This window comes from Halococcus morrhuae DSM 1307, assembly GCF_000336695.1.
Classification (GTDB): domain Archaea; phylum Halobacteriota; class Halobacteria; order Halobacteriales; family Halococcaceae; genus Halococcus; species Halococcus morrhuae.
Window position 1 is genome coordinate 1 of the sequence record NZ_AOMC01000134.1, and the last position, 21,695, is coordinate 21,695.

A 21,695-nucleotide genomic window follows, 5' to 3' on the forward strand; every position below is an offset into this window, starting at 1 on the left:
AAGAGACAGGTCCACGGCAGCGCGCCGGACATCGCCGGCAAGGGGATCGCCAACCCGATCGCGACGGTGCTGAGCGCCGCGATGTGCTGTGAGTTCTTGGAGAGAGCTGACGAGGCAGAGCGGATCCGGACGGCGGTGATGGAGGTTCTCGCCGACGGCCCGCACACGCCGGATCTCGGTGGCGAAGCGACCACTGAGGAGATCGAAAGTGCACTGCTAGCACGGCTCTGACCACCGAGGTTAAACCGTTCGCGCTCGCACGACGAACCCATGCCCGAGATAGCACTCGACGAGGAGACGATCGAGCGCCTCGACCGACTCCGCGTCGACGAGGAATCCTACGACGAGGTCGTGTCCGAACTCATCAACATCTACGAGACCGAAGAACGGACGCTCTTTCGCGGCGGTAGCCCCTAGTTGCGCGCGGCAGCACGGATCTCGTCCCATTTGCCCTGTTCTTCGAGATGGGTCTGTAACTGCTCGGCGTAGCGGTCGGCAAGACGCTCGGCCGCCGCGAGCTGTTCGTCGTGATCGTCGCCACCGCCGCCGAACAGTCCACTGATCGAGTCGAGAATGCCACCGCCCGAATCGTCGCTTGCGGCCATCGGGGTCCGCGCATCGATGTCGTCGAGTTCGTCCATCACGTGCGGGAGTTTCTCCGTGTCGGCGACGAGTGCGGCCGATTCACTTTCGGGGTTCTCGATGTCGAACTCGACGGCCGTCATGATGAGCCCCCACTGCTGGCGGCTGAACTGCGAGCTCTCGACTGTATCGGTGAACTCCTGATCGACGGTCATCCGGTCGCCGACGATGCGATCCTGCCATGCACGCGTGCTCATGAGTGTGATTGCGCGGGCGGTGGTATCAGGCTTTCCGCGCCACGGCGGTGTCGCGAGGGAGTGCTACCGTGCCCGCTCGACGGCGTCGAGCGCGGCGGGGTTCTCGATGGAGTCCATGTCGCCGAGTTCCTCACCCCGGTAGACTGAGGCGATGGCCCGGCGGATGATCTTCCCCGACTGGGTCTTCGGGAACTCGTCGACGAACAGCACCTCGCGGGGTTTGAACGGCTTGCCGAGCTCCGCGCCGACCTGCTCGCGGAGCTCCTCGCGCAGCGCGTCCGATGGCTCCGCATGATCTTCGAGAACGACGTAGGCGACCACCGCCGTGCCCGTCGTGTCGTCGGGGACGCCGACCGCGGCGGCCTGATTGGCGTCGTCGTGTTCGATGACGGCGGCCTCGACCTCGGCGGGACCGACCTTCCGGCCGGCGACGTTGAGCGCGTCGTCGGCGCGGCCGTGGAGGAACCAGAGCCCGTCCTCGTCCTTCTGGGCCCAGTCGCCGTGGTTCCAGAGCGGTGGGTCTTCAAAGGTCGACCAGTATTCGTCGAGATAGCGGTCGTCGCCGCTCCAGAGCGATTTCGTCATCGAGGGACACGAATCGCGGGCGACGAGATAGCCGCGTTCGTTCTCGTCGGCGACGCTCTCGCCGTCCTCGTTCACGATGTCGATGTTCATGCCGAGCCCGGGGCCGCCGAGCGTACAGGGTTTGAGCGGCTGAATCGGCATCGGCATCAGGAAGCAGCCACAGATCTCCGTGCCGCCGGAGATGTTGATGATCGGCGTCTCGCCGTTGCCGACGTTCTCGTGGAACCAGTTCCAGGACTCGGGATCCCAGGGCTCACCGGTCGAGCCGAGCAGCCTGAGGCTGGAGAGATCGTGCCCGTCGATCCAGTCGTCGCCCTGCTTGCGCAGCGCGCGGATGGCCGTCGGCGAGATGCCGAACTGCGTGACGTCGTGGTCGTCGATCATCCGCCAGAATCGATCGGGTTCGGGGTGGTCGGGCGCGCCCTCGTACATCACCACCGTCCCACCGAAGGCGTGGTTGCCGATGAGCGTCCACGGCCCCATCATCCAGCCGATATCCGACACCCAGAAGAACCGATCGTCGTCCTGCTGGTCGAAGCCGAAGTGGATCTCCTTCGCGCACTGCATGAGGATGCCCGCGTGCGTGTGGACGATCCCCTTCGGCGTCCCCGTCGTCCCCGAGGAGTAGAGCAGTATCGACTCCTGTGAAGCGTCGAGTTCCTTGGTATCGTACTCGGCGGACTGGCTCGCGACCGCCTCGTCCCACGTCTCGTCGCGTGCGTCGTTCCAGGGCGCTTCCCCGCTGCCCGCCGGCGTGCGCCCGAGTCGATCGAAGACGACGGTGTGCTCGACGTGGCCCGCCGTGTCGATGGCGTCGTCGGCCGCCTCCTTCAGATGGACCTCGCTGCCGCGGCGATAGAACCCGTCGCCGGTGAACAACACCGTGGGTTCGGCGTCCGCGAGCCGCGTGGCGGTCGCGTCGACGCCGAAGCCGGAGAAGATCGGGACGGCGATCGCGCCGACCTTGAAACAGCCGTACAGGATCGAGATCACCTCGGGCACCATCGGCATGTACAGCCCGACGGTGTCGCCGGTCTCGATGCCGCGCTCTTCGAGGGCGTTCGCGACGCGGTTCGCCTGGGCGTGTAGCTCGCCGAAACTGATCTCCCGAACTTCGCCCGGTTCGCCCTCCCAGAGACAGGCCGTCTTCTCGCGCGTATCGCCCTCGGCGTACCGGTCGAGCGTGTTGTGGGCGACGTTTATCGTCCCGCCGGGATACCACTCCGAGAACTGTGGCCCGTCGGAATCGTCGCGAACGCGGTCGTACCCCTCGTCGAACTCGATGCCGAGGTAGTCGACGAGTTCGTCCCAGAACCAGTCGATGCCCGACTGCTCGACGCCGTCGACCGCGCCGCAGGTCCGTGCGATCAGCTCGTCGTAGTCGTCGATGTCGTACTCCTGCATGAACGCCCGGACGTTCGTCGATTCGACGAACTCCTCGGACGGTTCGTGGACGATCTCGTCGGTACCGGGAGCGGCTGTCATCGTGGTGTGGCTATTTCTGCGGATTCCACAAGAATCTTTGCGCCCCGTTTCTCCCGTCGTGCTCGTCGTGACCCACTCCTAAGCGACCCTTTTTATGGCCACCGCGGCTATCGTTCGTATGTACGTCCGGAACGCGAGAAACCGCGAGGAGGTCTGGCTTCTGGACCATATCGAGGCGATGGCTCTCGACGCCGCCGCCTTCCGCTCACGCGATTACGTCATCGCCATCGACGAGTCCGGAAACGAGAAGGTCGGCTTCGGTCGGATACGGATCCATCGTGCCGACGAACGCGTCTGCGAACTCACCGGGATCGGCGTTCTGGAGGGCTGGCGCGGCCAGGGCGTCGGCGCACACGTCATCGAGCGCCTCGTCGACCGCGCGAGCGACGAGGGGTTCGCGACGGTCTATTCGCTCACCGATCAGCCACGCTATCTCGATCGGTTCGGCTTCGACAGGATCGATCGCGAGGAGCTCCCAGCGAAGATCGAAACGCGACTCGACGAGAAACGCGACGGCAGCGTCCCCGACGCCGTCCCGCTCGCGCTCGCCACCGACGAGTTCTCGATGCCAGAAGCTCTGCGCGAGCGGTTCAAACACGCCAGCCCCGTGGGGGAGGGCGACGGCGAACCCGAGGAGACGCCCGAGGATTTCGGCATCGACAGCGAGAACGCGACCTACAAGTACGACACCGGGTAGGCCGTCAAAGGTTAAGGGCGTTCGACGCGCAGCGAAGTCATGTTCGATCCTGACGATCTCGCCGACATCCGCTCGGCGAAGGAGGAGTGGGAGGACGAGACGCTCGGGCCGACGCTCGATCGCTTCGGCGAACGCAAGGAGACCTTCACTACCGACACCGACGGCCACGAAGTCGATCGTCTCTACACACCCGACGACGTCGGCGAGCGCGGGTACGATGACGAGTTCGGCTTCCCGGGCGAGGAGCCCTACACCCGTGGTGTCTATCCGACGATGTATCGCGGCCGACTCTGGACGATGCGCCAGTACGCGGGCATGGGCACCGCCGAGGAGACCAACGAGCGCTACCGCTATCTCATCGACGAGGGCCAGACGGGGCTCTCGATGGCGTTCGATCTCCCGACGCAGATGGGCTACGATTCGGACGACGGGATGGCCGCCGGCGAGGTCGGGAAGTCGGGCGTTGCCATCGATTCGATCCACGACATGGAGACGGTCTTCGACGGCATCTCGCTCGACGACGTCTCGACGAGCATGACGATCAACGCGCCGGCGTCGATCCTGCTGGCGATGTACATCGCCGTCGGCGACCGCCAGGGCGTCGATCGCGAGCAGCTCAGGGGAACGATCCAGAACGACGTACTGAAGGAGTACGTCGCGCGCAACACCTACATCTACCCGCCCGAGCCGTCCATGCGAATTATCACCGACATCTTCGAGTTCTGTGCGGCGGAGGTGCCGAACTTCAACACGATCTCGATCTCGGGCTATCACATCCGCGAGGCCGGCTCCTCCGCCGCACAGGAGATCGCCTTCACGCTCGGCGACGGCATCGAGTACGTCGAGCGCGCGCTCGATGCCGGCCTCGCGGTCGACGAGTTCGCCCCGCAGCTCTCCTTTTTCTTCGCCTCGTACAACAACATCTTCGAGGAGGTCGCCAAGTTCCGGGCCGCCCGCCGGATGTGGGCCAAGATCATGGAGGAACGCTTCGACGCCGACGATCCGGACTCGAAGAAGCTCAAGTTCCACACCCAGACCGCGGGCTCGACGCTGACCGCCCAGCAGATCGATAACAACATCGTCCGTGTCGCCTATCAGGCGCTCGCCGGCGTTCTCGGCGGCACCCAGAGCCTCCACACGAACGGAAAGGACGAAGCGCTCGCCCTTCCCACCGAGGAGAGCGTCCGCACGGCGCTGCGCACCCAGCAGATCCTCGCCCACGAGTCGGGCGCGGCCGACACGATCGACCCGCTCGCGGGCAGCTACTACGTCGAGAACCTCACCGACGAGCTGGAGCAGGAGGCGTTCGACATCCTCGATTCGGTCGACGATCGGGGCGGGATGCTCCAGGCGATCGAGGACCAGTGGGTCCAGCGCGAGGTTCAAGATGTGGCCTTCGAGCGCCAGCGCGAGATCGACGAGGGCGAGCGCGTCATCGTCGGCGTCAACGAGTACGAGGTCGACGAGGAGGCGGAAGTCGACATCGAGGAAGTCACCGAGGAGGACCAGCGCCGCCAGCGCGAGCGCCTCCAGGACGTCAAAGATGAGCGCGACGACGGGCCAGTTGAGGACGCGCTCGCGGCGCTGCACGACGCGGCCGAGGGCGACGACAACCTGATGCCGTACATCATCGACGCGGTGAAGGCCGAGGCCACCACCGGCGAGATCGCCGACGCGATGCGCGACGTCTTCGGCGAGCACCAGGGCGGGGCCGCGCTGTGAACTTCGACCACGCCGGCATCGCCACCGACGACGCCGACGACCTCGCCGAACTGTACGCCGACCTGTTCGACACACCGGTCGTCCACGAGGAACGTTTCGACGGGATGGACGTTCGCTTTCTCGACTGCGGCGACGGTTACTTCGAGCTGCTCGAACCCCGCGAGGAGGGCACCATCGCGCGCTATCTCGACCGGAACGGGCCGGGCATCCACCATCTCGCGCTCGCGACCGGCGACATCGGGAGTGCACTCGATCGGATGGACGAACGGGGCGTCGAGCTCATCGACGAGGAGCCACGACCGGGCGCGTGGGGTCACGACGTCGCTTTCCTCCATCCGAAGTCGACTGGTGGTATACTCGTCGAGCTGGTCGAACACTAATCGCCAGCGAGCGTATCGAAGATCCGCTCCTCGTTTTCGTCGATGGTCGAGAGATGGCCCTGTCCTGAATAGATGTGGGCTTCGGCGGTCGGGATCGCTTCGGTGTAGTGGATACCCATCGACAGCGGGACGATCCGGTCGGCCTTGCCGTACCACAGTGAGGTCGGCACGTCGATCGCTCCGAGATCGAACCCCCACTCGCGGGCGGGTACGGCGAGGTCGGTGACGAGCAGGCCGGAGCCGTGATGCGCCGTCGCTTCCAGACTGCTTTCGAGCAGTACCCGTCCCATCTCGCCGCGCCAGCGCTCGCCGTCCACGTCGGCGGTTTCCTCGGCCTGTGCAGCGAGATATCCCTCTGGATCGCGTCGCGCCGCCCGACCGTCGGCCCAGAGCGAGAGCGTCGCCAGCGGTCGGGCGTGTTCGGCCAGCAGGAAGGGGAGACGATCGCCGAAACCGACCGATCCGAGCGGTGCGAGCCCGCAGGCGATGGCTGCGCGATCGACGCGCGGGAGTGTCGCGGCGCAGGCGGCCGCGTAGGGGGCACCGCCGGAGACCCCGAGCACCGGGAACGAATCGAGTCCGAGGGCGTCGGCGAGATCGGCCACGTCGGCGGGCCAGTCGGCGACCGTCCGCTCGGGCAGTGGATCCGAGAGCCCGATGCCGGGGCGTTCGGGCGCGACGATCCGCAGCCCGCGCTCGCGGCCGATCCGATCGAACAGCGCGCCGAACACCCGCGAGTTCGGGAAGCCGTGGAAGACGACCACCGGATCGCCGGCCGGGTCGCCACAGTCTGCATAGCCGAGCACTCGCCCGTCCCGACAGTCGATGGTGTGTGGGGTGTCGCGGATCTCGCGGGCCACGTCGACCATCGTCGGCTCGGCGTCGTCGATCGGCTCGTCAGAACGACGTCCCGTGGAAAGGTGATCGGTGATCGTGGCGAGCGGGTTCTTCATGGGTTCACGTCGTACGAGCAACAGTTAATCGTTGTTCCCGAATTCATCCGGCGGGTCGGCGAACCACTGTGCTTCGAGAATCTCTTCGTCCTCTGCGGCGGAGGCCGAGCCCTCACCGCGGGCGACGAACATCACCGTGAGCATCGGATAGGACCGCTGCTCGTCGCGGTGTTCGATGGTCGTGATCCGCGCCGAGCGGATGTTCGTCACCGCACAGCGAACGACGGTTTCCTCTCGAACTTCGCGGATCGCCGTCGCTACGAGTGACCCGTCTCCTGCTTCGTGCCCACCGCCCGGCATCGTCCACGTCTCGGGTGCAGCGGGATGGCGAACGAGCAGTGTTCGATCCCGTCGATCGCGGACGAGCGCTCCGGCGTCGGCGAGCATCCCCGTTCGGTGGACGTGATCGAGACCATGCTCGTAGAAGTCGGGATCGTTCTCGACGGTCGTCTCGGTGACGTCGAACGCGCCGAAGCGCTCGTGCAGTCGGCCGAGTTCGGTATCGACCGCTCTGCGGGCATCGTCCTCGGTCGTCATCCGATCGATTTCGGTGTGTCCGGTTCGGCGGTCGGCTCAGTCCTCGGCGGGCGCTTCCATCGTCCGCGTGTCGAGGATGATCGTGTTGTCGGTATCGACCACGCCGTCGACCTTGCCCGTGATGGCGAGGCTCGATTTCGGTGTCGGGCCGACGGTGACGGTATCGCCCTCGTGGAAATCCCGGACGGAGCCCTGGATGTGGATCTCCGCGCGGCATTTCTCGGGGTGGTGGACGCTGTGGAGCTCGATTTCCTGTACGTTGGCGGTCTCGACGATATCGCCGTTGTGGCTGAGCGGGACGGATTCGGGCTCGTCCATCTCCTGGATGTCGAGCGCGCTGTAGGCGTTGGCCGTGGGCTTGTAGCCACCCTTCGGCCCCGGGACGCCCTCGACGAGCTGGAGCGCTTTCAGACTCTGCATCTGGTTGCGGATGGTGCCCGGATTCCGGTCGACCATGTCGGCGATGGCCTCGCCCTTGACCGCGCTCTCGCTCTCGCGATAGAGGTCGACGAGTTCCTGCAGGATCTTCTTCTGGCTATCGGTGAGTTCGATAGATGACATATCGTGTTATTCGTCACAGCGCACCTTAAACCCGACGGCTGCCGCTTCCCAGCCCGGACGAGCCGATCGTACCCCATCGCGGGAGCGCGTTCGCCTTCCGATACAAACTTGACCTCCCGCACACGCAGTTGACGCATGGATGGACATCGCGTACTCGTCACCGGCGGGGCGGGCTTCATCGGCTCGAACCTCGCGAACCACCTCGCGGCGGACAACGACGTCGTCGCCCTCGACGACGGCTATCTCGGCACGCCCGAGAACCTCGATGCCGCTGTCGAGTACGTCGAAGCGAGCGTGCTCGATGACGACCTCCCGACCGACGTCGACGTCGTCTTTCACCTCGCGGCGCTCTCGTCGGGCCCGATGCACGAGGACGACCCCCAGAAGGGCGCACGGGTCAACGTCGAGGGGTTCGTCAACACCGTCGAGCAGGCGCGGAGCGACGGCTGCGAGCAAGTGGTGTACGCCTCGACTTCCTCGATCTACGGCGATCGCACCGAGCCGTCGCCCGAGGCAATGGACGTGAAAGCCCGCACCGGCTACGAGGCCTCGAAGCTCGCCCGCGAGCGCTACGGCGAATACTTCGCCCACTACTACGACATGAATATGGCCGGCCTGCGCTTCTTCTCGGTCTACCAGGGCTACGGCGGGGCCGAAGAGCACAAAGGCGAGTTCGCCAACCTCATCGCGCAGTTCGCCGACGACATCGCCAACGGCGACTCGCCGGTGATCTACGGCGATGGCACACAGACGCGCGATTTCACCCACGTCGACGACATCGTTCGCGGGCTCGAACGCGCCGCCGAGGAACGACTGACCGGGATCTACAATCTCGGCACGGGCGAGAGCCACACGATCAACACGCTCGTCGATCGCCTCACCGACGAACTCGACTCGGCGATCGAACCGGAGTACATCGAGAACCCGATCCCCGAGCACGCCTACGTCCACGACACGATGGCGGACACCTCGAAGATGACGGAGGCGACCGGCTGGGAGCCCGCGATCGACTTCGAGGAGGGGCTCCGGCGCGTCTGCGCACAGTATCAGTAACCGATACAGCGATTTTTATATCGGCCCCTCGCAGCCCCAGCATGACGATTCGAACTATCGGCGTCCCGATGGACCTCGGTGCCGACCGGCGCGGCGTCGACATGGGCCCGTCGGCGATCCGCTACGCGGGACTGTCGGCAACGCTCGACGATATCGACCGCTCGACGGTCGACAGGGGCGACCTCACGGTGCCACACGCCGAGGAGCGCGATCCCGAGCGGGCGGCAACGAACGCCAAATACCTCCCCGAGGTCGAGGCGATCTGTACCCGGCTCGCCGACGAGGTCGACGACACACTCGCCGACGGCGCGCTCCCGCTCGTCCTCGGCGGCGATCACTCGATCGCGATCGGCACGCTCGCCGGGGCCGCCCGCGACGCGGAGATCGGCGCGGTCTGGTTCGACGCCCACAGCGACATCAACACGCCAGCAACTACCCCCTCGGGCAACGTCCACGGCATGCCGCTGGCGGCCGCGCTCGGCCTCGGCGAGTTCGCCGATACACCGTGGGCAAACGCCCCGAACCTCTCCGAAGAGAACGTCGCAATCGTCGGCCTGCGCAGCGTCGACGATCCCGAGCGCGAGCGCATCCGTGACAGCGACGTGACCGCCTACACGATGTCGGACATCGACGAACGCGGTGTCGTCGACGTCACCGAGGAAGCGCTCGCGGTCGCCACCGACGGCGTCGACGGGATCCACGTGAGCCTCGACATGGACTGGCTCGATCCCTCACACGCACCCGGCGTGGGCACCCCCGTCAGAGGTGGCGTCACCTACCGCGAGGCCCACTCGGCGATGGAACTGGTCGCCGACCACGACGACGCGCTGCGCTCGCTCGAAGTCGTCGAAGTGAACCCGATCCTGGATTCGCACAACGAGACCGCCGAGCTCGCCACCGAACTCGCCGCGAGCGCGCTCGGCAAGCGCGTGCTGTAACCCACCCCACTGCAGCCGCCACCACCACACATACCGCAATCACCATCTTCGCCACAACTACCACACTCACCGTGACCGCCACTCACCGGTGTCGCCGTCACCGTTAACCACCTGGCGACGAATCCATACGCATGAGCACGGCAGAGACCGCCGACGCGACGCCCGAAATCGAGGTCTCGGAAACCGCCGCCGAGCAGGCGCTTGATCTCCTCGACGGCGAGGGGATGGACACCGATATCGCCGGCCTCCGCCTGTTCGTCCAACAGGGTGGCTGCGCCGGTCTCTCCTACGGGATGCGCTTCGACGGCGAACCCGAACCCGACGACGAAGTGTACGAACACCACGAGCTCCGCGTGTTCGTCGACCCCGCGAGCATGAACTACATCGGCGGCAGCCAGCTCGACTTCGAGGGCGGCCTCCAGGGGGCCGGTTTCCACGTCGAAAACCCGAACGTCGTCAGCGAATGCGGCTGCGGGGAATCCTTCCGAACATAAACCACTTTTTTACTCGTCGGGTCGCCTCCCTGTGGTCGGCCACCACTCCTCGCAAAAACCTGGACTAAAAACTCCCGCTCGCGCCTGCGGCGCTCGCGGTGAACCACGCTCACTGCGTTCGCGCGGACACGATCGCTCCACACTGCAACCACCACCGCCACAGCACCGCAGAAGCCCTCGGCTCACTCGCTCCGCTCACGGCTCACTACGTTCGCCGTTCGCATGGCGGCGCGTCACTCCGTTCGCGCCGCTCGCCGCTCGTTCGCCTCGCCCTTCATCCACCAGGAGAGCATAGTCGTTCGAGAGAGCGAAGCTCTCTCGTTATGTCGTCAGAACGTGATACGTTCTGACTGCAAGTCGAGCTTTGCTCGACAATGACGAAAGACGCGAAGCGTCTTTCGAACCACTCTCCNATACGTTCTGACTGCAAGTCGAGCTTTGCTCGACAATGACGAAAGACGCGAAGCGTCTTTCGAACCACTCTCCTGAGCCTCGGCTCGCTTCACTCGCCGAGACGCCAGGACCGCACCGTACAGCCGCCGCTGGCGGCAGGGTGAGAAACGAACGAAGCGAAAGCAGCAGGCGAGTTAGAACAGCGCCGCAGCCGCGTCGACCGCCGGATCGGCGACGAGGTTGAACGCCGGGATCAGCAGCACCGTGACGACCGCGGCAGCGATGACGGCGGTGTAGAGACCGAGCGGGTAGCCCTCGATCGTGCGATCGCCGTTCGATTCCTCGAACCACATCGCGCGCACCACGCGCAGATAGTAGTACAGCGAGAGCACGCTGTTGACGATCGCGATGGCCGCGAGCCACCAGAAGCCCGCGCCGACGGCCGCGCCGAACAGGAAGTACTTCGAGAGGAACCCGCCGCCGAGCGGGATGCCGGCGAGGCTCAGCATGAACACCGACATCGCAGCGCAGGCGATCGGTGCCTGCGAGCCGAGCCCGTTGTAGTCGGCGAACGTCCGGCCGATGTCCCAGTGTTCAGCGAGTGCGATGAACAGGAAGGCCCCGGTGTTCATGAACCCGTAGACCAGCAGGTGGGTCATGCTCATGCCCAGTACGAGCGCATCCTGCCCGCCGCCGAGGGCGGCCAGTCCGATGAGCACGTAGCCTGCCTGACCGACCGAGGAGTACGCGAGCATCCGCTTGACGTTGTCCTGAGTCGCGGCGGCGAAGTTACCGAGCGTCATCGTGACGACCGCGAGCACCTGGAAGGCGAGCACCCAGTCGACGCTGGAGACGATGTCGAGCCCGAACGCGACGGTAAAGACGCGGAAGGCGACGACGAACCCGGCAGCCTTCGACGCCGAGGAGAGATACGCCGAGATCGGCCCCGGCGAACCCTCGTAGGCCTCCGGTGCCCAGAAGTGGAACGGGACGCTCGCGGTCTTGAACGCGAACCCGCCGAGCACCATCAGCACGCCGATGCCGAGCATGCCCGTGAGACCGCTGTTCTGGATGTTCGCGGCGACCGTCTCGAACAACAGCCCGCCGGTGACGCCGTAGATGAGACTGATGCCGTAGAGCAGGATCGCCGACGACAGCGCGCCGATGAGGAGATATTTCAGACTGGCCTCGACGCTACCGCGGTTGTCTTTCAGGAACGCGACGAGCGCGTAGGAGGGCAGCGAGAGCAGCTCGAAGCTCACGAAGACGAGCGCGAGACTACCGGCAGAGGCCATCATCGCCATCCCGGTCGTCGCGAGCATCACGAGCGCGTAGTATTCGGCCTGCTCGGTCTCGCCGGCGAGGTAGTCGTAGCTCGCGAGCGTAACGAGCGCCGCAACGCTCGTGAAGATGATCGTGAAGAACAGGCTCATCCCGTCGACGATGATCTGGCCGCCGTAGAGGGAGACGCCGCCGTTCGTTCCCGTCCCGGTGACGAGCAGTCCGACCGCCGCCGCGAGCGCCGCCAGCGTCCCCACGAGCGTCGTGCCCGCGAGCAGGTTCCGGTTCTTCGAGCGCGGGCTGATGCTATCGATGATCAGCAGTGTGATCGCCGTCAGACCGAGCAGGATGGCCGGTGCGGCCGCCGTCCAATCGGGAAGGGGAGCCATCTACAGCCCACCTCCCAGCATCGGCCCGACCGCATCGGTGATCATGTCGAAGAAGATGTTCGGCGCGGTGCCGAGCACGATGACGAGCACGACCAGCACCGCCAGTGGCACGATGTCGTGGACGGCCGCCCGCCCGACAGTGTAGTCGGTTTCGAGGCGGTATTCGCCGAACAGCGTCCGCTGCATCGCGTAGAGGAAGTAGCCCGCGACGATGACGATGCCGAACATCGCGACCGCCGTGAACACCATCGAGCCGGCGAAGTCGGCGGCGAACGAACCCTGGAAGATGAAGTATTCGCCCATGAAGCCGGCCATGAACGGCAGTCCCATGTAACCGAACGATCCGGCGACGAACATCCCAGTGGTGACGGGCATGCGATCGGCGAGCCCGGACATGTCGCCGACCATCCGCGTGTGCGTCGTGTTGTAGATGACGCCGACGCAGGCGAACAGCAGCCCCGAGAGCAGGCCGTGCGAGAGCATCTGGAAGGTCGCCCCGCCGAGGCCGTACTCGGTATAGGCGACCAGCCCGAGGATGACGAAGCCCATCGACGAGATCGACGAGTAGGCGACGATCCGCTTGAGATCCTGCTGGGCGAGCGCCAACATCGCGCCGTAGATGACCGAGACGACCGCCAACAGCGCGATGAACGGGGCGAAATCGGCCGCGACGTCCGGCAGCATCGTGAAGTTGAATCGCAGCAGTGCGTAGGTGCCCATCTTCAGGAGTGCGCCAGCCAGCATCACCGAGGCGGGCGTCGGGGCCTCGACGTGAGCGTCGGGCAGCCACGTGTGGACCGGCACGATCGGCACCTTGACCGCGAAGCCGGCGAACATGGCGACGAAGGCCACGCTCTTGATCGTCCCCGGCGCGATGCCGGCGAGCGAACCGAGCTCGCCGGCGCGGATCGCCTGCGTGATCGCCGGCATGTCGAGGGTCGACACCGAGTCGCCGAGCCCGAACACGAGCGCCATGAACCCGAGGAACATCACCAGCGTCGCGAGGTTGGTGTAGACGAAGAACTTCACCGCGGCGTACTTTCTTCTAGGACCGCCCCAGACGCCGATGAGCATGTACATCGGGACCAGCACGACCTCCCAGAAGACGAGCCACGCGAAGAAGTCGAGCGCGACGAACACGCCGAGCAGGCCCGCTTCGAGCAGCAGCATGAGCCCGTAGAACTGCGAGCGGCGCTCGTCGATCGGCGTCCACGCCGTCAGAATGGCGAGCGTCGTCAGCACCGTGGCGAGAACGACCAGCGGCATGCTGATGCCGTCGACGCCGACGTGCCAGTTGATCGCGTACGGTCCCAGCGAGATCCACTGGACCATCGTCTCGTAGGCCAGCTGTCCGCCTTCGAGGAAGGCGTTGCCCGAGCCGTCGAAGCCAAACCACATGACGAAACTCGTCACGAGCGGGAACAGGCTCGCGGTGAGCGCGCCGACCGGCGCGTACTCGTCGGGCAGGACGAACACCACGACCGCACCGATGAGACAGAACGCGAGCAGCAGTTCGATGATCATTCAGAACCACCCCCCGAGCAGGCCGAAGACCACCAGCAGCGCGACCAGCCCGAGCGAGAGCAGCGCCGCGTAGTTGGTGACGACCCCGGTCTGCACGCGCTTGATGCGACTGCCCGAGAACAGGCTCACGCTCGAAACGCCGTTGACGACGCCGTCGATGACTCCTTGGTCGAACGTGTCGGCCGCACGCGCGACCCGTGTGGTCGCGTCCGCCAGCCAGACTTGATACTCGTCTTGGTAGTAGTTGCTCATGAGTAGCGTTTTGATACTGCCGAGTCGGTCGGTGTGTCGCTCCGGGGAGGCACCGCTATAGAGGACGTACGCCAGCCCCGCACCGGCAAGCGCGAGCCCCAGCGAGACCACGGCGGGGATCAGTGGCGACAGCTCGGCCGCCTGATAGCCCGCGAACTCGGAGAGGAGTTCGCCGTAGTGTTCGGAGGTGACGCCCGTGATACCGTGTTCGAGCCACTTGTGGAGGAACTCGATGTTCGCACCTGTGAGCTCGGCCACCGGCACCATGTTGATGAAGCCGGCGACGACCGCGAGTGCCCCCAGCACGGCCAGCGGGAGCTTGACGTTCCAGCCGACGCCGTGGGGGTTCTTGGCCGTCTCGCTGCGCGGCTCGCCGTGGAAGGTCAGGAGGACCATCCGGAAGGTGTAGAACCCGGTGAACAGCACGGCGAGCAGCCCCATCGCGTACGCACCCAACAGAAGCGGATCGTTGAGGCCGTGGACGAGCGCCTCGTAGAGCACCTCGTCCTTCGACCAGAAGCCGGCGAACGGGAAGATGCCCGCGAGCGCGAGCGAACCGGCGAGGAAGGTCCAGTAGGTGACGGGCATTCTGTCCTTCAGCCCGCCCATATCCCACATGTCCTCGTTGTGATGCATCGCGATGATGACCGAGCCCGCACCGAGGAACAGCAGCGCCTTGAAGAAGGCGTGGGTCATCAGGTGGAAGGTCGCGGCGACGTAGCCACCGACGCCGAGCCCGAGCATCATGTACCCATATTGGGAGATCGTCGAGTAGGCGAGCACCTGCTTGATCTCGCGTTTGACGACCGCCATCGTCGCGGCGAACAGCGCGGTGAACCCACCGATGAACGCGATGATCGCGAGCACGGTCGGGAGCAGCGCGTAGAAGCCGTACATCCGCGCAACGAGGTAGACACCGGCGGCGACCATCGTCGCAGCGTGGATGAGCGCCGACACGGGCGTCGGACCCTCCATCGCGTCGGGTAGCCACGTGTGCAGCGGGAACTGGGCGGACTTGCCGATGACGCCGCCGAGCACGAGTAGCCCGAGGATCGCGAACCAGGTCTGGGGCTCAAAGCCGAAGGTGTTGACCGCGCCCACGTTGCCGGCGAGCGCCTCTTCGGCGAGTCTGACGAAGCTCTCCGAGCCGGCGTACGTCGCCGTCGAGAAGGTGACGAAGATCCCGACGACACCGACGAGGAAGAAGTAGTCGCCGAAGCGCGTCACCAGGAAGGCCTTCTTCGCGGCGCTCGGCGGTGCGTCGTCGCGGAACCAGAAACCGATGAGCAGCCACGAGCAGAGGCCGACCATCTCGAAGAACATGAACGCCATGAACAGGTTGTCGGCCAGAACGAAGCCGAGCATGCTCGCCGTGAACAGCCCAAGCCCGGCGTAGTAGCGCGGCAGGCCGGTCTCGCCCTCGTCGTTCATATATCCGAGACTGAATATGTGGACGAGGAAGGCCACGAGCGAGACGATGATGAGCATGAGCGCCGCGAGCGGGTCGACGAGAATGCCGAGATGGAGATCGAACGCTTCCGGCGAGACGAACGTGTAGAGCTCCTCGTTGTAGGTTTCGCCACCGGCCACCGTGAACGCCATCCAGATCGAGAGCACGAGCGAGCCGCCGGTGGCGAGAATGCCCGCGAGCGCGCCGCGTTTGGGCATGTATTTGCCCGCAAAGAGCGCGATGACGAACGAGGCAAAGGGCAGGAGCGCGATCGCCGGCGCGTAGTCGAATGCCACCATCGTTACCACCTCATTGTCGCTGCTTCAGTCACGTCCACGCCGCGGAAGTTGCGGTAGAGGACGAGGACGATGCCGATGCCGACCGCGACTTCCGCCGCGGCGAGTGCGATCGTGAACAAACTGAACACCTGTCCGGTGAGATTCCCGTGCTGGAACGAAAAGGCAACGAAGTTGATGTTGGCGGCGGTGAGCATGATCTCGACGCTCATCAGGAAGACGAGCGCGTTGCGGCGGGTGAGAATGCCGAACAGGCCGACGCAGAACAGCCCTGCCGACAGGAGGAGATAGTACTGGACGGGGACCATCAGCGACCGTCCTCCTCGACGTCACGGCCACCGTCGGCCCTGGCAGCGGTCTCGGTATCAGTATCGGTTTCGGATTCGTCGTCGGTGTCGCGATCGGGCGAGACGAACCGCAGCGCACCGGCGATATGACCGTTCTCCTCGGTCTTCGCGAGCATCACCGCGGCCGCGAGCGCCGCCACGAGCGCCAGATCAATGATCTCGAAAGCGATCAGAAAGCCCTCGCTGGGATACGCGCCGCCGTCGAGATTGAACAGCGCGTAGCCGATCGACGCCGTCACCGAGCCGCTGCCGGGAAAGCCCACGGGGGCGTCGAACGAGCTCGTCAGGAAGACGGCAGCGAAGACGACGAACAGCGCGACCGCGATGAGCCCGGGGAGGAGATGACTGCCGAGCCGTAGACGCGGACGGGTGGTCACGACACTGCCTCCTTCGGATCGTCAACCCGTGTCAGCATGACGGCGAAGGTGATGAGGATGAGCACTCCGCCGACGTAGACGAGTATCTGCATCGCGGCGAGAAACTCCGCGCTCATCATCACGTAGTGGATGGCGACGCTCAACAGCGTCACCCCGAGCATGAGCGCCGAGTGCCAGACGTCCTCCATGAGGACGACGCCGAAAGCACCCGCGATAGTGACGAGCGCGAACAGCGCAAACGCGGCCGTCTCGTACGGTAATGCTGCCATTGTGCCACCTCATATGGGATAGTGTTTGAAGGTTTCGAGACCCGCCCGTTAGCGGACGACGCCCGTACCGGTCTCAGCCGCAGGCAGCCGCTCTGAACGGGCCGAACGTTCGACGACGAACATGATCGTTACTCGTACTCCGCCCGATCGCGAACCCGAACGCTCTCGGCGTGGGCCTCCAGCCCCTCGGCCTCGGCGAGCGTCGTCACCGTATCGCCGAGCGCGTCGAGCGCGTCCGACGAGAGCCGCTGGACCGTCGTCGATCGCAGGAACGTCTCGACCGACAGCCCACCCGTGGTGCGCGCGTGGCCACCGGTCGGCAGCACGTGGTTCGGCCCGGCGGCGTAATCACCCGCCGCCACCGGACTGTACGGACCGAGGAAGACGCTGCCCGCATTGCTGATCCGGTCGAGCAGCGCCTCGTCGTCGTCGGCCTGAATCGAGAGGTGCTCGGCGGCGTACTCCTCGCAGAAAAGGACCGCTTCGGGCATCGAGCGGGCGACGAACACGCCGCTGGCATCGTTGTCAAGCGCTTCCCGGATGGTTTCCTCGCGCTCACGCCCCTCGACCTGTCGATCGACGGCCGCGACGATGTTCTCGGCGAGTTCCTCGTCGTCGGTGATTGCGACGACGGACGCCGCGGGATCGTGTTCGGCCTGTGCGACGAGATCGGCCGCGACGAACTCCGGCGTGGCGGAGTCGTCGGCGAGTACGCAGATCTCGCTCGGTCCCGCGAGGAAGTCGATGGCGCAGTCGTTTCTGACGGCGGCTTTGGCGGCCGTCACCCATCGGTTTCCGGGGCCGACGATTTTCTCGACCGGTGAGACCGTCTCGGTGCCGTAGGCGAGCGCGGCGATCGCCTGTGCACCCCCCACCTGGTGGATCGCGTCCGCGCCGGCGACGTGCAGCGCCGCGAGCGTCGCGGGGCTGAGCTCGTCGGCCGGCGGCGTCGCGACCGCCACCTGCTCGACGCCGGCGACGGTGGCCGGAATGACGGTCATCAGCGCGCTGGAGGGGTAGGCCGCGCCGCCACCGGGGACGTACGCGCCGACGCGCTCGATCGGTCGGTAGCGCCGTCCGAGTTCGCGGCCGTCGAATTCCGCCCGCCAGTCCTCGGGCAGCTGGCGCTCGTGAAAGTCTTCGATGTTGTCGGCAGCGGTCTCGATCGCCTCTCCGAGATCGTCGTCGATCTCGTCGTAGGCACGCTCGGCAGTGTCGGTCACGTCGATCGTGCCGACGGTCGTATCGTCGAACTCCTCGGCGTACTCGCGCAGCGCGACGTCGCCCTCCTCGCGCACGCGCTCGATGATGTCACCGACATCGTCGGCGATTGCGTCGATCCCGGCATCACGATAGAACAGCGCTCGCCGCCGGTCGGGCGGGAGATCCGCAACGGTGTTGACATCCATGCGAGCGACTCGGGGGCCGGTGCGAAAACGGTTTGTGGTCTCTCAGTCCTCGATCTCGACGAGACGGAGCTTCGATAGTACCGCCCGCACGAGGAGATAGCAGACCAGCGCGAACCCGAGCAGGGTCGTCGGCGCAGCGAGAACGCGCGCCGTGCGGTAGGGGAGGACGAGCCGCGAGAAGCCGAGGATCAGGAAGCTCACCAGGATCAGCCCGAAGGCGAGAAGCGAGAGTTTCACGAAACCGTTGCGATCCATTCGGGCAGCGATACGGTGGCTTTCGATATAAATGTGCGATCGTGCATGATCGGCAGATTTCGACCACCGTGTTGGAAGACGTCCACCGCTGGTCGGTGGTGGTGCGGTAGCGGTTCCTGGCGTCTGCGGTCGCAGTCCTGGTGTATGAAGGGCGAGTAGCGAGGGGTCTTCGGTCCCTTGTACCGTGCGAGCGGGCCATGCGCGGCGCGTAGCGCCGCAAGTTCGAGGCGGCGAATCCGCCTCGTACGCCCGCGAGCAGACGCCCGAAGGGCGCGAGGGCTTCGGCGGAGGCGGTGCTGTGCGGTTGCGGAAAGTGTCGCATCCGCGCGAACGCAGTGAGCGCGGTTCACCGCGAACGAGCCGAAGGCGAGTGAGCGGAAGTTTTTGGTCCAGATTTTTGGACGGGGTTCGAGGCGAGCGAACGAAGTGAGCGAGTCGAGGACTCCGTCTAAAAAGGTGGAATTGTCGCCCGGAACACTAACGGCCGGCCTCATCGCGGGCGGTGTGCCGTCTCGGCCGGTAAACCCTATGCCGGGCGGGTCGTCGGCGACCATCCTCGGCCGGCGTGTGCCGGCCTCGCAGTCGGTTGCGCATGGCGCAACCCGTGTCGCCGGTCGACACCGGCTCCACGTTCGGTCGTGCTACGCACGACCCATGTCGCACGCCGGGGTTCGCCGCGCGTCATCGCGTCCGTGTGGACGTACTCGGGCGAGGACTACGGCGTGCGGTCGCGATACGGACCACGAGTATAAACCATCCGTGACTCAGACGGCGTACTCCGATTCGCGGAGCTGGACGTAGCCGCCGTTGCGGTAACCGAACTTCGCTTTGCTGTATCGTGCGAGCACCGAAAGCCCGGCGCGACCGGAAAACGGCATCCGGAGCGCGCTGAGACGACCGTCGTCGAGCATCCGATCGACTGATCCGAAGGCATCGTCCCAATCGTGGGGTTCGAAGCCAGTGACGACGTCAGCCATCGAGACATTTCGGAGGATCTCGTCGCCGACCGCGCGCTTCCACTCGCGATTGTAGGCATCGAGCGCGCCCGCACCCGCCAGCGAACCGGCGATCTTGCCGGTGCGCACGGCCACGTGATCGCCGCCCTCGTGGAAGGCCGAGGTCGCGCCCATCGCGCCGCCGACGATGGCGATGTTCGCGCCGGTCGGCGAATCGATCGGGCGCGTCGAGGAGATCGGGTAGGTCTCGGTCCCGCCGCTCTTGCCCCGATCCTCGACCAGCGGAAAGTCGTCGAGATCGTAGTCGGGATATTCGGCGGCGAGCAGCCGTTCGACGTATTCTTTCCCCGATGGGACGGTCTCGTCGTCGGGGTCGAGCAGGCGATAGCGCTCGGGGTTTTGCACCTCGTCGATATCGAGCCCGATGGGCATCGTCAGCCCGACGCGCGCCACGTGGCCGTCGTTCGGGAACACCCACGGATAGGCCGTGTGGCCGGGCATCGATCCCCACCAGAACGTGAGGAGATCGTCGTCGAACAGTTCGGGTGGGAACTCCCGATACTCCTGGTAGGCGATGTGGTTCGCACGGTTCGAGGCGAGCTCCCCCAGCCGTTGCTCGGCGACGAACTCGGCGAGCACTCCACGGGTGATCGTCCGCTGTGGCCCGTCAGCGAGGATCAGATAGTCGGTCTCGATCTCGGTGCCGTCGCGCAGCGTGAGCGTGTGGGTTCCGCGGCGGTCGATAGCGACGTCCCTGACACTCGTGCCGACGCGATAGTCCGCGCCAGCGGTCTCGCAGCGCTCGCGCAGCCAGTCGTCGAATCGCGCACGATGGAAGGTGAAGCCGAAATCGGGATACGAACTGCCCATACCCGTATCCCGGATCGTGAGGCGCTCGGTGGGCCCGGCGAAGGTCGCTCCGTTCAGCTCGCGAAGGATCACGTCGTCGGGGATCGCTTCGGGAAGATCCATCAGATCGACCCAGTAGTCGAGCATCCCCGCAGCGTCGGTCGAGTCCGGTCCCAACTCCGCGCGGTCCTCGCGCGGGACGCCCTTTTCGAGCACGACTGTCTCGGCACCCTGTCGGGCCGCCGCCCGTCCGGCCGAGGTGCCTGCCGGACCGCCGCCGACGACCGCCACGTCAATCCGCTCCATACGGTTCCGGCCAGCGCCGCGAATAAAGGTCTCCCGCTCGGCGGTCGCCGCCCGACAGAGCGAACATTCGACGGGTGAAGTTAATGACAATGGCCGTCGAACCCCCGCCCATGATCCAAACGAGGGACGAGCGATGAGCGGCGACGAACCGGACATCGTAGTGCGCCAAGAGGGGGTTCACGGCATCGCGACCAGCGAGTACGCAGCGGCGCTGCGCGAACGCCTCCCCGAGTACGACGTCCGGCTGGCACGCACGCCTGCCGAGGAGCGAGAGCTCATTCCGTACGCACGCGTCGTCGCCGGCAAGACCATCGACGAGGACCTGCTCGATCGCGCCGAGAACCTCGAACTGCTCGCCTGTTCGTTCGCGGGCTACGGCCATCTCCCGATGGATGCCATCGAGGGCCACGGCGTGAGCGTGACGACCGCCTCCGGCGTGCACGGGCCGAACATCGCCGAGGACGTGCTCGGCCACCTGCTCACACTCACCCGCCGCCACCACGAGGGCTGGCGACGCCAGCAGAACCGGGAGTGGCGTGCCTACCCGACCCGCGAGTTCGCCGGCTCCACGGTGACGGTCGCGGGACTCGGTGCACTCGGCAGCGCCGTCGTCGAACGGCTGCAGGGGTTCGACGTCGACACGATCGGCATTCGCCATTCGCCCGAGAAGGGCGGTCCGACCGACGAGGTCGTGGGCCCCGATCGCCTCCACGAGGCGCTCGCCCGCACCGATCACCTCGTGCTCACGGTGCCGCTGACCGACGAGACCGAGGGGATGATCGGCGAGGCCGAGTTCACGACGCTGCCACCCGATGCGACGATCGTCAACGTCGCACGCGGGCCGGTCGTCGACACCACGGCACTCGTCTCGGCGGTGCGCTCGAACGACATCGGCGGGGCAGCCCTCGACGTGACCGATCCCGAACCGCTGCCTGAGGACCACCCGCTTTGGGGATTCGAGAACGTGCTGATCACACCGCACAACGCCGGCAACACACCGAAATACTACGAGCGACTCGCGGACATCCTCGCCGAAAATCTGCGACGAGTTGCCGACACCGGTGAGTACAATGGCCTGAAAAATCAGGTCGCGTAGTC

The 21,695-nt window shown here is 65.7% G+C and carries 23 protein-coding genes; 9 read left to right on the top strand and 14 right to left on the bottom strand.

Features of this window, described 5'->3' with window-relative positions:
* Both C448_RS10840 and C448_RS16330 read left to right on the top strand, forming a co-directional pair.
* Positions 1–231, top strand: a 231-nt coding sequence (locus tag C448_RS10840) for an isocitrate/isopropylmalate family dehydrogenase (RefSeq protein WP_004054737.1), incomplete at its 5' end; no start/stop codon positions are given.
* A gap of 39 nt (positions 232–270) precedes the next feature.
* Positions 271–417, top strand: coding sequence for a DUF7557 family protein (locus C448_RS16330; protein ID WP_004054739.1), 147 nt, complete (start codon positions 271–273; stop codon positions 415–417).
* Here the strand turns inward: C448_RS16330 and C448_RS10845 are convergent.
* The gene (locus tag C448_RS10845) at positions 414–839 is read right to left on the bottom strand and encodes a DUF5799 family protein (RefSeq protein ID WP_004054742.1); all 426 of its coding nucleotides are present in this window, start codon (positions 837–839) and stop codon (positions 414–416) included. The genes C448_RS16330 and C448_RS10845 overlap by 4 nt on opposite strands.
* A 63-nt stretch (positions 840–902) precedes the next feature.
* Positions 903–2,909, bottom strand: coding sequence for an AMP-binding protein (locus C448_RS10850; RefSeq protein ID WP_004054743.1), 2,007 nt, complete (start codon positions 2,907–2,909; stop codon positions 903–905).
* A 118-nt stretch (positions 2,910–3,027) separates the two neighbouring features.
* Between C448_RS10850 and C448_RS10855 the strand changes: the two genes are divergently transcribed.
* Genes C448_RS10855 through mce form a run of 3 tightly spaced genes read left to right on the top strand, consistent with a single transcriptional unit; the run spans position 3,028 to position 5,708 of the window.
* On the top strand, positions 3,028–3,606 hold the full coding sequence (locus C448_RS10855) for a GNAT family N-acetyltransferase (RefSeq protein ID WP_004054745.1): 579 nt from the start codon (positions 3,028–3,030) through the stop codon (positions 3,604–3,606).
* 39 nt (positions 3,607–3,645) lie between these two features.
* Entirely contained in the window at positions 3,646–5,328 is a 1,683-nt protein-coding gene (locus C448_RS10860) for an acyl-CoA mutase large subunit family protein (RefSeq protein WP_004054747.1), read from the top strand.
* Positions 5,325–5,708: a methylmalonyl-CoA epimerase gene (mce, locus tag C448_RS10865; protein WP_004054749.1), complete on the top strand. Its 384-nt coding sequence runs from the start codon at positions 5,325–5,327 to the stop codon at positions 5,706–5,708. The genes C448_RS10860 and mce overlap by 4 nt, the downstream gene beginning before the upstream one ends.
* Here mce and C448_RS10870 read toward each other — a convergent pair.
* From C448_RS10870 to C448_RS10880, 3 genes are read right to left on the bottom strand one after another with little or no spacing between them, the layout of a single operon-like run.
* Positions 5,705–6,661, bottom strand: coding sequence for an alpha/beta fold hydrolase (locus tag C448_RS10870; RefSeq protein WP_004054751.1), 957 nt, complete (start codon positions 6,659–6,661; stop codon positions 5,705–5,707). The two genes, mce and C448_RS10870, sit on opposite strands and share 4 nt — an antisense overlap.
* 24 nt (positions 6,662–6,685) lie before the next feature.
* The gene (locus C448_RS10875) at positions 6,686–7,198 is read right to left on the bottom strand and encodes an NUDIX hydrolase (protein WP_004054753.1); all 513 of its coding nucleotides are present in this window, start codon (positions 7,196–7,198) and stop codon (positions 6,686–6,688) included.
* A gap of 36 nt (positions 7,199–7,234) precedes the next feature.
* The gene (locus C448_RS10880; protein ID WP_004054755.1) at positions 7,235–7,759 is read right to left on the bottom strand and encodes an Rrf2 family transcriptional regulator; all 525 of its coding nucleotides are present in this window, start codon (positions 7,757–7,759) and stop codon (positions 7,235–7,237) included.
* A gap of 135 nt (positions 7,760–7,894) precedes the next feature.
* Between C448_RS10880 and C448_RS10885 the strand changes: the two genes are divergently transcribed.
* The 3 genes from C448_RS10885 to C448_RS10895 all read left to right on the top strand — a co-directional run bounded on the left by C448_RS10885 (position 7,895) and on the right by C448_RS10895 (position 10,244).
* Entirely contained in the window at positions 7,895–8,812 is a 918-nt protein-coding gene (locus C448_RS10885; RefSeq protein ID WP_004054757.1) for an NAD-dependent epimerase/dehydratase family protein, read from the top strand.
* A gap of 41 nt (positions 8,813–8,853) precedes the next feature.
* Positions 8,854–9,750: an arginase gene (rocF, locus tag C448_RS10890; RefSeq protein WP_004054759.1), complete on the top strand. Its 897-nt coding sequence runs from the start codon at positions 8,854–8,856 to the stop codon at positions 9,748–9,750.
* Positions 9,751–9,881: 131 nt separating this feature from the next.
* Complete coding sequence (locus C448_RS10895) at positions 9,882–10,244, top strand: HesB/IscA family protein (RefSeq protein WP_004054761.1); 363 nt, start codon at positions 9,882–9,884, stop codon at positions 10,242–10,244.
* Between the two features lie 587 nt (positions 10,245–10,831).
* Here C448_RS10895 and C448_RS10900 read toward each other — a convergent pair.
* From C448_RS10900 to C448_RS10940, 9 genes are all read right to left on the bottom strand, one after another.
* Positions 10,832–12,307: an NADH-quinone oxidoreductase subunit N gene (locus tag C448_RS10900; protein WP_004054763.1), complete on the bottom strand. Its 1,476-nt coding sequence runs from the start codon at positions 12,305–12,307 to the stop codon at positions 10,832–10,834.
* A complete protein-coding gene (locus tag C448_RS10905; RefSeq protein WP_004054765.1) occupies positions 12,308–13,831 on the bottom strand; it encodes a complex I subunit 4 family protein in 1,524 nt (507 codons plus the stop codon).
* The gene (gene nuoL, locus C448_RS10910) at positions 13,832–15,832 is read right to left on the bottom strand and encodes an NADH-quinone oxidoreductase subunit L (RefSeq protein WP_004054767.1); all 2,001 of its coding nucleotides are present in this window, start codon (positions 15,830–15,832) and stop codon (positions 13,832–13,834) included.
* A 2-nt stretch (positions 15,833–15,834) separates the two neighbouring features.
* Positions 15,835–16,137 (bottom strand): NADH-quinone oxidoreductase subunit NuoK, encoded by a 303-nt coding sequence (gene nuoK / locus C448_RS10915; RefSeq protein ID WP_004054770.1) that lies wholly within the window; start codon positions 16,135–16,137, stop codon positions 15,835–15,837.
* On the bottom strand, positions 16,137–16,553 hold the full coding sequence (locus C448_RS10920; protein ID WP_004054772.1) for a hypothetical protein: 417 nt from the start codon (positions 16,551–16,553) through the stop codon (positions 16,137–16,139). The genes nuoK and C448_RS10920 overlap by 1 nt, the downstream gene beginning before the upstream one ends.
* Positions 16,550–16,822: an NADH-quinone oxidoreductase subunit J gene (locus C448_RS10925; RefSeq protein WP_004054773.1), complete on the bottom strand. Its 273-nt coding sequence runs from the start codon at positions 16,820–16,822 to the stop codon at positions 16,550–16,552. Before C448_RS10925 ends, C448_RS10920 begins: the two co-directional genes overlap by 4 nt.
* 128 nt (positions 16,823–16,950) lie before the next feature.
* The gene (hisD, locus tag C448_RS10930) at positions 16,951–18,231 is read right to left on the bottom strand and encodes a histidinol dehydrogenase (RefSeq protein WP_004054775.1); all 1,281 of its coding nucleotides are present in this window, start codon (positions 18,229–18,231) and stop codon (positions 16,951–16,953) included.
* Positions 18,232–18,273: 42 nt separating this feature from the next.
* Complete coding sequence (locus tag C448_RS10935; protein WP_004054777.1) at positions 18,274–18,486, bottom strand: hypothetical protein; 213 nt, start codon at positions 18,484–18,486, stop codon at positions 18,274–18,276.
* Between the two features lie 764 nt (positions 18,487–19,250).
* Positions 19,251–20,597: an NAD(P)/FAD-dependent oxidoreductase gene (locus tag C448_RS10940; protein ID WP_004054779.1), complete on the bottom strand. Its 1,347-nt coding sequence runs from the start codon at positions 20,595–20,597 to the stop codon at positions 19,251–19,253.
* A 133-nt stretch (positions 20,598–20,730) separates the two neighbouring features.
* Between C448_RS10940 and C448_RS10945 the strand changes: the two genes are divergently transcribed.
* Positions 20,731–21,693, top strand: a complete 963-nt coding sequence (locus C448_RS10945) for a D-2-hydroxyacid dehydrogenase (RefSeq protein ID WP_004054780.1) — start codon at positions 20,731–20,733, stop codon at positions 21,691–21,693.
* Positions 21,694–21,695: the final 2 nt, after the last annotated feature.

Bases quoted from the DNA above. Each gene is read 5' to 3' on its own strand.
- C448_RS16330 (WP_004054739.1), top strand. From the start codon at position 271: ATGCCCGAGATAGCACTCGACGAGGAGACGATCGAGCGCCTCGACCGA.
- C448_RS10845 (WP_004054742.1), bottom strand. From the start codon at position 839: ATGAGCACGCGTGCATGGCAGGATCGCATCGTCGGCGACCGGATGACC.
- C448_RS10850 (WP_004054743.1), bottom strand. From the start codon at position 2,909: ATGACAGCCGCTCCCGGTACCGACGAGATCGTCCACGAACCGTCCGAG.
- C448_RS10855 (WP_004054745.1), top strand. From the start codon at position 3,028: ATGTACGTCCGGAACGCGAGAAACCGCGAGGAGGTCTGGCTTCTGGAC.
- C448_RS10860 (WP_004054747.1), top strand. From the start codon at position 3,646: ATGTTCGATCCTGACGATCTCGCCGACATCCGCTCGGCGAAGGAGGAG.
- C448_RS10870 (WP_004054751.1), bottom strand. From the start codon at position 6,661: ATGAAGAACCCGCTCGCCACGATCACCGATCACCTTTCCACGGGACGT.
- C448_RS10875 (WP_004054753.1), bottom strand. From the start codon at position 7,198: ATGACGACCGAGGACGATGCCCGCAGAGCGGTCGATACCGAACTCGGC.
- C448_RS10880 (WP_004054755.1), bottom strand. From the start codon at position 7,759: ATGTCATCTATCGAACTCACCGATAGCCAGAAGAAGATCCTGCAGGAA.
- C448_RS10885 (WP_004054757.1), top strand. From the start codon at position 7,895: ATGGATGGACATCGCGTACTCGTCACCGGCGGGGCGGGCTTCATCGGC.
- rocF (WP_004054759.1), top strand. From the start codon at position 8,854: ATGACGATTCGAACTATCGGCGTCCCGATGGACCTCGGTGCCGACCGG.
- C448_RS10895 (WP_004054761.1), top strand. From the start codon at position 9,882: ATGAGCACGGCAGAGACCGCCGACGCGACGCCCGAAATCGAGGTCTCG.
- C448_RS10900 (WP_004054763.1), bottom strand. From the start codon at position 12,307: ATGGCTCCCCTTCCCGATTGGACGGCGGCCGCACCGGCCATCCTGCTC.
- C448_RS10905 (WP_004054765.1), bottom strand. From the start codon at position 13,831: ATGATCATCGAACTGCTGCTCGCGTTCTGTCTCATCGGTGCGGTCGTG.
- nuoL (WP_004054767.1), bottom strand. From the start codon at position 15,832: ATGGTGGCATTCGACTACGCGCCGGCGATCGCGCTCCTGCCCTTTGCC.
- nuoK (WP_004054770.1), bottom strand. From the start codon at position 16,137: ATGGTCCCCGTCCAGTACTATCTCCTCCTGTCGGCAGGGCTGTTCTGC.
- C448_RS10925 (WP_004054773.1), bottom strand. From the start codon at position 16,822: ATGGCAGCATTACCGTACGAGACGGCCGCGTTTGCGCTGTTCGCGCTC.
- hisD (WP_004054775.1), bottom strand. From the start codon at position 18,231: ATGGATGTCAACACCGTTGCGGATCTCCCGCCCGACCGGCGGCGAGCG.
- C448_RS10935 (WP_004054777.1), bottom strand. From the start codon at position 18,486: ATGGATCGCAACGGTTTCGTGAAACTCTCGCTTCTCGCCTTCGGGCTG.
- C448_RS10940 (WP_004054779.1), bottom strand. From the start codon at position 20,597: ATGGAGCGGATTGACGTGGCGGTCGTCGGCGGCGGTCCGGCAGGCACC.
- C448_RS10945 (WP_004054780.1), top strand. From the start codon at position 20,731: ATGAGCGGCGACGAACCGGACATCGTAGTGCGCCAAGAGGGGGTTCAC.